We start from the raw sequence: 12,992 nt of genomic DNA on the forward strand, positions 1-12,992 counted from the left end.
GTTAACTATTATGTTGTTGTAACGCTTTTATATCTAATATTTGGTTTGCAAAGAAACTACTTTTTTCTGGATATTTCAAAATTAATATTTCATAAGCTTGTATTGCTTTCTGATATTTCTTTTGTTCTAAGTATATTTTTGCCAACGTTTCTGTCATTAAACTACTGTTCTCTTGTACTGAAGTGTCAATGTTTGCAGGGGTTACGGTAGGTTTCTTAGTAGGAACTATCTTAGGGTTAGTTTCTATAAATTTATCTATTAATTCTATTTTTTTTTGTTTTTCGATATCTGATTTTTGTTCTAAATCTGTTAAAATAGAATCATTTTCTCTGTCTATCGGTTTTATTTTAGATAATTGTAACCACTCTTGGAAAGACAATTTCTCGTTTTCTGAGAAGTTTAATGGTTTTCCTATTTCTAATTTCTCTTCTAGCTTTTCTATTTCTTGCTGTACAGTTTCTTTTTCTTCTAGCGTAGTGACGATGGGAACCTCTGCGATGACCTCTTCAGACTCTATAACGACTTCTGTAGGTGTTTCTTCTACAGGATCTTGTATTTCTTCCTTATCGTCTGTCTCGTGGAAGGTGATAGACTGTAGTAAGCTCTTAATAGCCGTAGAGGTTAGCTTAGGTTCTGGAGCCTCTTGTTGAGGTTCTTCTTCTGTTGGTATTTTAGACTCCTCAGCAGCTGTAGGCTCTGTCATGTCTATCACGATAGGAGTATACGTAGCGAACTCTGGAGAAACGATGAAATCAAAAAGAATATCTCTGTCTAGCGTATGTGCAGCAGTCTTCTTTAACTCTAAGTTATATTCTGTACTTTCTTGTACATATAAGCTCTTCAAATAAAGACTTCTCACAGACTGGAAGTACGGATACTTCTCTATGAGTTGCTTTAGCTGAGGACTGTCACTCTCTTGGATTTGCTGAGGTTGACGAAGCAATATGTCTAATTCGTTTAGAGTCAAGATATTTATTTTTATATAATTACCACTTAGCTAATGATTCATTGAACACATCCTGTGTGATACGCTCATAGATAGTCTCGATAGCTGTGTTAAGACTAGCCCCTGCTAACTGTACGTTCGCATCATAGTCATAATAGAATGAGAATCTCTTTTCGAAGTCGTCATCAGGTTTTTTCTTGTTGAAGAAACGCACATTCACAGACACATATAGTCTGTTCTGAGCCGCTCTCTGATCAGCTGTAGCAGTCATCGGACTGATACGGTATTCTACGATTTCTCCCTCATAGACTAAGTCAGCATCAGCATTAGTAAGACTTAAACTAGTTTGGTTTTGGATAAGATCTTGTAAGGACATTGTGAAGGTACGCTCTATACCAGGCTCTACTAAAGGAGCATTGTTCTGGAATGAGTTGACCTGAAATGAACTAGCATCTATCTTACCTGTTCCCGTAAAGTTATAATATTTACAGCTAGTAAAAAATAAAGATATAAATATTAGAGCAAATAATTGTTTGATTCTCATGTCTATAAGTCGTATTGTTTTATTTTTCTATACAATGTTCTCTCTGAGATGTTTAATTCTTTAGCAGCAGCCTTTCTCTTGCCGTTATGTCTCTCTAGTGCTAGTTTGATCAGCTTTATCTCCTGATTTGCTAAGTTTAGAGGTTCATCATCTACTGTCTCTGCTTCTAGATAGTTAGAAGTATCTTCGTCATCATCTACTGTCTCGTGAAAACCTAGATTAGCACTAGGAGATACCGGAGTATCCATAGCGATGATGTCTAGATTAGTACTCGGTGGAGCCATCAGTTCTGGTAGCTCAGTCTTCTTCGTACCATAGATCTTTTGGATAAGAGATTTGTTGGTTTCGGATACTGTCCCTTTATCGTGTTGTAGTAGCTCTAGTGTCAGCTTCTTTAGATCAGTTAAGTCACTCTTCATGTCGAATAGGACTTTGTACAGTATTTCTCGTTCATTGCTGAAGTCAGACTCTGCCTTTGGCCCATTCACGATAGAAGGTAACTGTCTGTCATGGTTGGGTAAATACCCTTGAAGTACAGGTAGAGAAATATCTCTATTGGTCTCTAATACCGATATCTGTTCTGCCACGTTTCTTAACTGACGGATATTACCATTCCAGCTATAGCGCATAAGGTATGCAGCTGCAGCAGGCTCTAGCTTTATCGGAGGCATCTTATACTTATGTGAGAAGTCAGAAGCAAACTTTCTGAACAGTAGGTGGATATCTTCGCCTCGCTCGCGTAGAGGAGGTAAGGTGATCTCTACCGTACTCAGTCTGTAGTATAGGTCTTCTCTAAACTTGCCCTTATTGATAGCATCCATCATATTGACATTAGTCGCAGCGATGATGCGTATATCTGTTTTTTGGACTTTAGAAGAACCTACTTTTATAAACTCTCCATTCTCTAACACACGCAATAGTCTTACCTGAGTAGTCAGAGGTAGTTCTCCCACTTCATCTAAGAAGATTGTACCGCCATCTGCCTCTTCGAAGTAACCTTCACGAGTGCTTATAGCACCCGTAAAAGCCCCTTTTTCGTGTCCGAATAACTCACTGTCTATCGTCCCTTCTGGGATAGCACCACAGTTCACCGCGATGAACTTACCGTGCTTTCGATGAGACATAGAATGTATAATCTTAGGAATACTTTCTTTACCCACACCACTCTCTCCAGTGACTAAGACTGAGATATCAGTAGGAGCTACTTGTATAGCTTTTTCCAATGCACGGTTTAGTTTGACATCGTTACCGATAATTTCGAAGCGTTGTTTTATGACTTGAAGGTTTTCCATTCTTATATTTTAAATATTGCTATTTACTATCCTTGCATAGGAGAGTATCCTACCGCTTTACCGATTAATGTAGCAGAAGTACAGTCAGCGATCTCTACCATCACGAAGTCTCCTACGTTATAGTGCTCCTTAGGGAATACTACTGTAGTGTTCTGAGAGTTACGCCCAGACCATTCGTCTTCATTACGCTTAGATGTTTTCTCGATAAGTACTTCTACCGTTTGACCCACGAAGCGTTTTGTACGCTCAAGGCTGATTTTGTTTTGTACAGCGATGATCTCTGTAAGACGACGTTTTTTAACCTCTTCTGGCACATCATCCTCTAACTTACGAGCAGCTAATGTACCTGGTCTCTCAGAGTAGGCGAACATAAACCCGAAGTCATATCTCACGTGCTCCATTAGTGATAATGTATCTTGGTGATCCTCTTCAGTCTCTGTAGGGAATCCAGTGATCATATCTTGTGATAACGAGATATCTGGTATCAATGCATAGATCTTATCTACTAGTTCGATGTATTCTTCTCTAGTATGCTGACGGTTCATCTCCTGTAAGATACGTGTACTTCCAGACTGTACTGGTAAGTGGATATACTTACAGATGTTCTCATGTCTAGCGATAGACTCTATCACCTCGATATGCATATCTTGAGGGTTAGAAGTAGAGAAACGGAAACGCATCTTAGGGAATGTAGTAGCACACTGATCTAATAACTGAGCGAAATCTACAGCTGTCGCTTTCTGCATATCGCTAGCTTTATCGAAGTCTTTTTTAAGACCTCCACCATACCATAGGTAGCTATCTACGTTCTGACCTAGTAACGTGATTTCTTTAAAACCTCTCTCTTGTAAGTCTGTGATTTCTTCTATAATACTCTGTGGGTCACGGCTACGCTCACGACCTCTAGTGAATGGTACCACACAGAATGTACACATATTATCACATCCTCTAGTGATAGATACGAATGCTGTCACCCCATTACTCTGTAGACGCACTGGAGAGATATCACCATAAGTCTCATCTTTAGATAAGATCACGTTGATCGCATCTCTACCTTCTTCTACGTCTTTAAGTAAGTTAGGAAGATCTTTATAAGCATCAGGACCTACTACCATGTCCACGATTTTTTCTTCTTCTAAGAACTTTGCTTTAAGACGCTCAGCCATACATCCTAGAACACCTACTTTCATACCAGGGTTCTTTCTTTTTACTTGGTTGTATTGGTCTAAACGTTTTCGAACAGTTTGTTCTGCTTTATCTCTGATCGAACAAGTGTTTACTAACACTAAGTCCGCTTCTTCTAAGTTGTCTGTTGTATTATACCCTTCGTTAGATAGGATAGATGCTACAATCTCACTGTCAGAGAAATTCATTTGACAACCGTAGCTTTCGATAAATAGCTTCTTGTTGTTGTCTTGTTTTTGTTCTAAATGTAAGCTTGTACCTTGTTTATTTTCGTCAATTACCTTTTCCATAAGATACTTTAAGGATGTTTTACTTTAAGGGACAAAGATACTTTTTTTTGTCTAACTGACAAGATGACAGTGTTAGTTTTAAGGTTTTTTTGTACCCCATTTTATTTAACGCTATAGAATACCTTTTTTGCTCATAATCTTTGAGTTGTAATTCTAAGTTGTTGAGTTGATTATTACAGAATGGATACTAATGAACTGATTTGGCGTTTATGGCTCTATAATCCCTTTTTGACCTCGTATGCACTTTTGTTTTGGTTTTATTTTATTGATATTCAGTATTTAGTGTTGTTTTGGTTTATTTTCGTTCGGAAGTTGTTCGGAGATAGTCAGTGCTTACTTGGGATGAGAGGTGTTTTCTAAAAGCGTACCCTATCTCTACCCGAACCATCTACTACCAAAATAAAATGGAATACAAGGAAATTTCTAATAATGATACGATGAATAGTGGGGCATATATATAAAACTATAAATATTAAACAAAACATATAAACCTCAGTTCAATTAAAAAGATTTTATGCACGATTCTAGAATAATGTTGTTTTTAAATGATATAAATATGTGTACTTCGCTTGCACTTCTTAGGGGATTCCTAGGAGTTTTCTAGGGCTTTCCTTGCCCAGAAGGCATCTTTGTCGAAGAAAGGTGCAAGAAACCCTCAAGCAATCCCCTAGTAGATCAGAACGAAAATATCTTTAGTTAACTAGTATATGCTGATGAGCTAAAAATAGTTTTTTACGTACACGCCTTTAAAAAACACTAAGTCGTTGTATTTATAATGTTTAAACTAATACTGTTTTTGCTTATTAAGTAATTATTTAAAACAATTGATTAATAGAACTCAGGTTATAAATAAAAAGTGATTTTAAAAAAATGCAATTTGTTTAGTTGTTAAACAGTAGATTCACTATTGACTTTTTTACTTCTAAAGGTTTAGAAAACTTTAAGCATTGTGCGAAATAAAAGGGGTATAAAAGCATTGAGAGAGGTAAAAATTAAAAAATTTAGAGAATTGTTATTAAATTGTGTAATTTCTTGATTTTGTTTGTAAAAAAAATCAATATATCGGTTTATTACTAGAATGTTGGTTTATTTTACGAATAACTAGGTAATTATTACAATTTTTATATGCTGGCATATTAGTTAAAAGAAGCATTAATAAGTAGTGGCACGGATATATTCAAAAAAATCATATATTTTTGCTTCACAAAATAATGAAGTATGGCAAAGAATTTAGTGATTGTTGAGTCACCTGCAAAGGCAAAAACCATTGAAAAATTTTTAGGACAGGATTATCAGGTAGAGTCTAGCTATGGACATATAGCGGATCTGCCTTCTAAAGAAATAGGAGTAGATGTAGAGAATAACTTTAAGCCTAAATATGAGGTATCGAGTGATAAGAAGGCGGTAGTTAAGAAGTTAAAGGATCTTGCGAAGAAAGCTGAAATGGTTTGGTTAGCATCCGATGAGGACCGCGAGGGAGAGGCTATTGCATGGCACTTAGCGGAAGAACTAAATTTAAAGAGTAATAACACAAAGCGTATTGTATTCCACGAGATTACAAAAAATGCTATTTTAAAAGCGATAGATAACCCACGTCAGATAGACTATAATCTAGTGAATGCACAACAGGCTCGTCGTGTACTAGATAGATTAGTGGGGTATGAACTGTCTCCTGTACTGTGGAAAAAGGTAAAAGGAGGATTATCTGCTGGACGTGTACAGTCTGTGGCTGTACGTCTTATCGTAGAGAGAGAAAGAGAGATTAATGACTTTAAGGTAGAGTCATCTTACCATATATCAGCAGAGTTTAAGACTGCTGAAGGAAAAACATTAAAAGCTAAACTGCCTAAGAACTTTGCGACTGAGAAAGAAGCAAGAGACTTTTTAGCAGTTAATATTGGAGCAGCGTACAGAGTAGCAGATTTAGAGACTAAACCTGCTAAGAAATCACCTGCAGCTCCATTTACCACTTCTACACTACAACAGGAAGCGGCTAGAAAGCTTCACTACTCAGTAGGTCAGACGATGATGTTAGCGCAGCGTTTATACGAGAGCGGACTGATCACGTATATGAGAACGGATAGTGTGAACTTATCTAAAGAGGCAATGAGTGCAGCAGCAGCTGAAATCACGAAGTCTTACGGAGCAGAATATTCTAAACCACGTACTTATACGACTAAGAGCAAAGGAGCTCAAGAGGCGCACGAGGCTATCCGTCCGACGAATATGGCTCTGCACAGTGCTCCTGTAGATAGAGATCAGGCTCGTCTATATGATCTGATTTGGAAGCGTACTTTGGCATCTCAGATGAGTGATGCTCAGTTAGAGAGAACGAATGTGCGTATAGAAGCAAATAAGTTTAAAGAGTTATTTGTGGCTACGGGTGAGGTATTGCTTTTTGAAGGATTCTTAAAAGTGTACTTAGAAGGGCATGATGATGAGGATGAAGAAGTAGAAGGAATCTTACCAGCATTGAGAATTGGAGAAGGATTAGAACAAAATGCGTTAGTAGCTACTCAACGTTTTACTAAGCCTGCTGCTAGATATACAGAAGCGTCATTAGTGAAGAAGTTAGAGGAGCTAGGTATCGGTCGTCCGTCTACTTATGCACCTACTATTTCTACTATTATCGCTAGAACGTATGTCGAAAAAGGAGAGACTGAAGGTAAAGAGCGCAACTATAAGATGATGATGCTTAGAGGTGCTGAGGTGAAAGAGAAGGTGCTGACAGAGAAAACGGGATCTGATAAAGGGAAGTTAGTACCTACAGATATCGGTATGATCGTGAATGACTTCTTAGTGAAGAACTTTAAGACGATCTTAGATTATAACTTCACTGCTAAGGTAGAAGAGGACTTCGATGAGATCGCGGCTGGTAATGAGGATTGGGCTAAGATGATGAGAGAGTTCTACGATCACTTCCACCCAACAGTGAAAGATGTAGAAGAGAACGCAGAGCGCGAGTCTGGAGAGCGTATATTAGGTATCGACCCTAAGAGTGGACGTACAGTATTAGTGCGTTTAGCTAAGTTTGGTCCTGTGGCGCAGATCGGTAATCCTGAGGATGAAGAGAAGCAATATGCTAGCCTTACTGCTGAGCAGAATATCGGTACGATTACATTAGAAGAAGCACTAGCATTATTCCTATTGCCAAAGGTATTAGGAGAATATAAAGGAGAAGAAGTAGAGGTAAACAATGGTAGATTTGGTCCTTATGTGAGAGTAGGTAAGTCATTTATCTCTCTGCCTAAAGGAGAAGAACCTGCTGATGTGACGCTAGATAGAGCATTAGAATTAATCAAAGAGAAAGAGCAAGCAGATGCTCCTATCGCTACATACCAAGGGCTGCCTGTGCAGAAAGGTGTGGGACGCTTCGGACCATACTTAAAGTGGAATGGTATTTTTATCAACGTGAATAAGAAGTATAACTTCGACAATCTATCTCAAGCGGATATCAACGAGCTAATCGAAGATAAGATTCAGAAAGAGAAGGATAAGGTAATTCACGATTGGGCAGAAGAAGGTATCCGAGTAGAGAAAGCAAGATGGGGTCGTTCTGTAATCTTAAAAGGAAAAACGAAGATAGAGCTAGGTAAGGATGTGGATGCTGCAGCGTTATCTCTAGATGAGGTAAAGGCAATGATCGAAGCAAAAGCGCCTGCTAAAAAGACAGCTGCTAAGAAAACGACAGCTAAAAAAGCAACTACTACTGCTAAGAAAACAGCAACTAAGAAGACGACTAAAAAATAAGAAAGAATGATCTACGAACTGCTAAGACCGATAAATAACGAATTAATCACTTATATAGATGGTTTACAGAGTCAGTGTATAGGGAAGAAAGTAACGTTCTTCTCTGGTGGTTCTTTTGAGAATGAAGGTCGATATAATATTGCTATTATAGGTATTAGCGATAATCGAGGTAATGGTGAAGGAGTGAGTATAGTAGATATCACTAAAATAAGAAAGGCTTGGTATTCGTTATATCCTGGTAACTGGGGTGTGAATATTATAGACTTAGGAGATGTAGTAGCGGGTGAGAGATTAGAGGATACATACTATTTAGTAAAGACTCTAGTAGCTGATCTAGTGAGACAAGGGGTAATCCCTGTGTTCGTAGGAGGATCTCAGGATATGACTTATGCGATGTATAGAGCATATGATGCGCTAGAGCAGTCTGTGAATCTAGTGTCTATAGATGCTAAGTTAGACCTTTCTAAGACAGAAGGTGATGTGGCAAATAGTTATCTGACGCGTATTATACTAGAAGAGCCTACGAATCTGTTTAATTTTTCTAATATCGGGTATCAGACTTACTTCAATGCACAAGAAGAAATAGACTTAATCGCTAGTTTATATTTTGAGGCGTATAGAGTAGGAGAAATATCTGGTAATATAAAATTAGCTGAGCCAGTACTTAGAGATGCTGATATCGTAAGTATCGATATGACTTCTGTTAAGTCTGCAGATTCTGGTAATTTTGAGTTCTTTAATCCGAATGGATTTGATGGAAGAGAGATATGTGCCTTAGCTAGATACAGTGGGTTAAGTGATAGAGTTTCATCTTTTGGAATATTTAATTATAATAATAATAAAAATGAAACGTTATTAATAGCACAAATCCTTTGGTATTTTGTGGAAGGTGTTAATTATAGATCGAATGAATACCCTTTTGTCAGTAAGGCTAGTTATATGAAGTATATCGTGCCGATAGAGGGATATGACGACTTGATATTCTATAAGAGTGATATCTCCGAACGCTGGTGGATAGAGGCTTCTATAGAAACGATGGATGCCGAAAGAAAAGTGTTGTTGCCTTGTAGTTATGAGGATTATGAGCTGGCTATAAGCCAAGTTATACCTGAAAGATGGTGGCGAACAATAAAAAAAAGTGTAGTATAAAAATTAATTTAACAAAAATAAATAATTAAGTTAAATTAATTTTTAGCTTTGTTTTGTGAAATAAAAAGAAAAAAAATTACTTGTAAGTATTTTATAGTAGTACATAAAAACCTAAAATTATATGAAGAAGATCATTACGTTAGGAGCAGTTTTAGCTTTGATGACCAGTTGTGGAACTGGAGATCGAGGTGAATTGATGCATGGTGAGGCTGGAAAAAGATGGAGCAGTGAGAAACCACAAGGGATGTCACTTATTCCAGGAGGTACTTTTACCATGGGTCAAGCCAATGAGGATTTCTTAGGAGCCCAAGATGCGCCAACAAAAACAGTTACTATCGGTTCATTTTATATGGATGAAACTGAAATTTCGAATAACCAATACCGCAAATTCGTAGAATGGGTAAAGGATTCGGTTGTTCGAACTAAATTAGCTATTGCAGCTGATGAAATGGGTGTGGCTAAAGAATCAGGTGGTATCGGTGCGTATGCATTCGTAGATGCTGAAGAGGATTTAGAAAGAATGACTCCATACCAACGATATATGTATGAGAACTATTACAGCCTTCAGGTGAGTGATGATATCTACTCTGGACGTCGTTTAAATAAAAAAGTTCCTTTAGTGAAAGATACTAGAAAGTATCCAGACGCTAACTATGTGGAAGTAATGGATTCATTATATATCCCAGCTAGTGAGACGTATAATGGTATGACTACTTTCGATAACTCTAAGTTGAAGTTTAAATATTCTTATGTAGATGTAGATGCAGCTACTAGAGATAGATCAACAGAAAATAGAGGGAAGAGAAATAGACACTTAAAAACGGAGACGCTATTAATCTATCCTGATACAACACGTTGGATTAAAGAATTCCAATATTCTTATAACGAACCAATGCACAATGATTACTTCTGGCACGAAGCTTTTGGTGATTATCCTGTAGTAGGGGTAAACTGGCACCAAGCTAAAGCATTCGCTGCATGGAGATCAATGTATAAAAACATTTATCTGAAAGATAATAAGATGACTCTTGAGATCAATGAATTCCGTTTGCCAATGGAAAGTGAGTGGGAGTACGCTGCTAGAGGTGGTCTAGAAGGAGCTATGTATCCTTGGGGTGGACCTTATGCAACGGATGAGAAAGGATGCTTTATGGCAAACTTTAAACCAACTCGTTTTGATTATGCAGCAGATGGAGCTCTTTATACAGCTAATGTTCGTTCTTACCCTCCTAATGGATATAACTTATACAATATGGCAGGTAACGTAGCAGAGTGGACTAGCTCTACTTATGATGCTTCTAGTTACGATCACATGTCAGCTTTAAAGCCTAGAAATAGACCTAGCGAAAGCCCACTAAAAGTAGTAAGAGGTGGTTCTTGGAGAGACCCAGCATATTTCTTACAAGTTGCTACTCGTGATTCTGAGTACGCAGATTCAGCAAGAAGTTACATTGGATTTAGAACAGTACAATCTGTGTCAGGTTCTTTATCACGTGTTAACCAAGCAAAAATGGCTCGTTAATAATCAAACAAAAAAATAAAAGAAGAAAAAGGCTATGGCAATATCTAAAAAAGTGATGAACTTCTGTTATGGAATGGGAGCTTCAGTAGTAATCATCGGTGCATTATTTAAAATTACGCACATGGAATTTGGACCTTTTAATGGTAACAATATGTTAACTGCAGGTCTATTAGTAGAGGCGTTTATTTTTGCAATCTCTGCATTCGAGCCAGTTGATGAGGAATTAGATTGGGCAAAGGTATATCCAGAATTAAAAGATGGGAAAGCTAGAGAAGTAAAAGTGGCTAAACAAGCTGTTGTAGAGCCTCAAGATACAGAAGGGATGCTTTCTAAAAAATTAGATCAGATGTTGAAGGATGCTAAAATTGATGGAGAGTTAATGAATAGCTTAGGAAATAGTATTCGTAACTTCGAGGCTGCTTCTAGAGAGATGGGGCCTTCTGTGAATTCTGTTGCTTCAACACAAAAATATGCGCAAGAAATGACATTAGCTGCTCAACAGTTAGAGTCTCTAAATAAAGCTTATAAAGTACAATTAGAAAGCGCAACAGCGAATGCTGAAATCAATAAGGCAGTAGCTGAAAACAATGCTCAGTTAAAAGAGCAAATGCAAGCATTAACAAACAATTTAGCGTCATTAAACAACGTTTATGGTGGAATGCTTTCTGCTATGGGTGGTGGAAGAAATGCTAATTAGTTTATAATTTTTAAAATATTATAAGGTAATGGCTAAACAAAAACTGACCCCAAGACAAAAGATGATTAACCTGATGTATCTGGTGTTTATCGCGATGATGGCACTTCAGGTATCTACAGAGGTTTTATCAGCTTTTGGTGTAGTGAACGAGAAGTTCGAGGCAGCTAATGAAGGTGCAAAAGCAAATAATGAAGGTTTGCTAGGGGCTTTAGAGAAGAAGGCTGAGGAGAACCCAGCTCAATTCGCTGACCCTGCAAAAAAAGCAAAGGAAGTAGAGAAAATTACGCAAGAATTCTATGACTTCGTGGGTAAATATAAAACTCTAATTACTAGCGAATTTGAAGGAGAACGTACAGAGAATGGTAAGTTACCTGCTGAGCGTATGAATAAATCTGATATTATCAATGACGCTTGGTTTACAGGTGATAATTATTCAGCAGAAGGACAGGCTTTTATCGATGGTATTAATAAGTACAAAAAAGCACTTCTTGATATCTTAGAAAAAGATGCTAAGTTCCAACCTATCGTATTAGATATAAATAGTAAATTTAATCTAAACGATGTTAAAGATAGCCAAGGAAAAGATAGAGCTTATTTAAATTATAACTTCTATGGTTTCCCAGCTATTGCTTCTTTGACTAAGTTATCAACAATGCAAAACGATGCAAAAATAGTTGAGGCAGAGATTTATAACAGCTTAATGGGTAATACACTTAGTAAAGCTGCATCTATGAAGAACTATCAAGCAATCGTAGTAGCTGATAAATCTACTCTTTTTGCTGGTGAAACTTATAAAGGTAAAGTTGTCTTAGGTCGTTATGACAAATCAACTGTTCCTACTAAAGTAGTTGTTAATGGTCAAAACATTGATTTATCTAAATCATTAGTTGATGGACAAGTTAACTTAGGGTTTACTGTTGGTAACGTAGGTGAGCACCAAATCGGAGGTAAGTTTACTTTCGTAGAGGATGGCCAGCCAGTAGAGATTGATATTAAAGGTAGTTATGTAGTAGTACCTAAACCGAACTCAGCTAATATATCTGCTGATAAGATGAACGTAGTATATCGTGGTGTTTCTAACCCTATGACTATTTCGTTTGCTGGTATCGCTAATGATAAAGTACAAGCTTCTGCTCCAGGACTTACAAGTCAAGGAGGTGGTAAATATACACTAAGACCACAATCAGGAAGAGAAGTAGTTATCAATGTAACAGGGACTTTACCTGATGGACAAAAAGTATCTGATAGAAAAGTTTTCCGTATTAAAGATATTCCTTCTCCAAGAGGAACAGTACGTGGGGAGTTCAATGCTAAGGGACCTAAGTCTAACTTAGAGATTGTGACTATCGGTGCTAAATTAGAAGACTTTGACTTTGATTTAAATCTTACAGTTACTAGTTTTGTATTGCAAATACCTGGACAACCTAGTATCGTTGTTCCTGGAAATAGAATGAATGAAAGAGCAAAAGCGGCTATTCGTAGAGCTCAGTTAGGTGACGTGGTAGTAATTTCGGATATTAAAGTGCGTTTAGAAGGTGCAGGAGACTATGCATTGAAAAAAACATCACCATGTACGTTTGAGATTATGTAATTTCACTTAAATTTATAAGAAGAAAA

The 12,992-nt window shown here is 37.3% G+C and carries 9 protein-coding genes; 5 read left to right on the top strand and 4 right to left on the bottom strand.

The window, feature by feature from the left end:
• Position 1: 1 nt before the first annotated feature.
• Genes MODO_RS06980 through miaB form a run of 4 tightly spaced genes read right to left on the bottom strand, consistent with a single transcriptional unit; the run spans position 2 to position 4,257 of the window.
• Positions 2-967 carry a tetratricopeptide repeat protein gene (locus MODO_RS06980; protein ID WP_006259657.1) on the bottom strand — a complete coding sequence of 322 codons (966 nt, stop codon included), beginning with the start codon at positions 965-967 and terminating at the stop codon, positions 2-4.
• 19 nt (positions 968-986) lie between these two features.
• A complete protein-coding gene (locus MODO_RS06985) occupies positions 987-1,490 on the bottom strand; it encodes an LptE family protein (RefSeq protein ID WP_006259656.1) in 504 nt (167 codons plus the stop codon).
• A 2-nt stretch (positions 1,491-1,492) separates the two neighbouring features.
• Positions 1,493-2,782 carry a sigma-54 interaction domain-containing protein gene (locus tag MODO_RS06990; protein ID WP_006259655.1) on the bottom strand — a complete coding sequence of 430 codons (1,290 nt, stop codon included), beginning with the start codon at positions 2,780-2,782 and terminating at the stop codon, positions 1,493-1,495.
• A gap of 26 nt (positions 2,783-2,808) precedes the next feature.
• On the bottom strand, positions 2,809-4,257 hold the full coding sequence (gene miaB, locus MODO_RS06995) for a tRNA (N6-isopentenyl adenosine(37)-C2)-methylthiotransferase MiaB (RefSeq protein WP_006259654.1): 1,449 nt from the start codon (positions 4,255-4,257) through the stop codon (positions 2,809-2,811).
• A gap of 1,218 nt (positions 4,258-5,475) precedes the next feature.
• Between miaB and topA the strand changes: the two genes are divergently transcribed.
• The 5 genes from topA to porM all read left to right on the top strand — a co-directional run bounded on the left by topA (position 5,476) and on the right by porM (position 12,966).
• The gene (topA, locus tag MODO_RS07000; RefSeq protein WP_006259653.1) at positions 5,476-8,007 is read left to right on the top strand and encodes a type I DNA topoisomerase; all 2,532 of its coding nucleotides are present in this window, start codon (positions 5,476-5,478) and stop codon (positions 8,005-8,007) included.
• Between the two features lie 6 nt (positions 8,008-8,013).
• Positions 8,014-9,156, top strand: a complete 1,143-nt coding sequence (locus MODO_RS07005) for a formimidoylglutamase (RefSeq protein WP_006259652.1) — start codon at positions 8,014-8,016, stop codon at positions 9,154-9,156.
• Positions 9,157-9,277: 121 nt separating this feature from the next.
• Complete coding sequence (gene porK, locus MODO_RS07010) at positions 9,278-10,678, top strand: T9SS ring complex lipoprotein PorK/GldK (protein WP_006259651.1); 1,401 nt, start codon at positions 9,278-9,280, stop codon at positions 10,676-10,678.
• A 34-nt stretch (positions 10,679-10,712) separates the two neighbouring features.
• Entirely contained in the window at positions 10,713-11,375 is a 663-nt protein-coding gene (gene porL, locus MODO_RS07015; protein WP_006259650.1) for a type IX secretion system motor protein PorL/GldL, read from the top strand.
• A 28-nt stretch (positions 11,376-11,403) separates the two neighbouring features.
• Positions 11,404-12,966, top strand: coding sequence for a type IX secretion system motor protein PorM/GldM (gene porM / locus MODO_RS07020; protein WP_006259649.1), 1,563 nt, complete (start codon positions 11,404-11,406; stop codon positions 12,964-12,966).
• Positions 12,967-12,992 lie beyond the last annotated feature (26 nt).

It is taken from the genome of Myroides odoratimimus (assembly GCF_001485415.1).
Classification (GTDB): Bacteria; Bacteroidota; Bacteroidia; order Flavobacteriales; family Flavobacteriaceae; genus Flavobacterium; species Flavobacterium odoratimimum.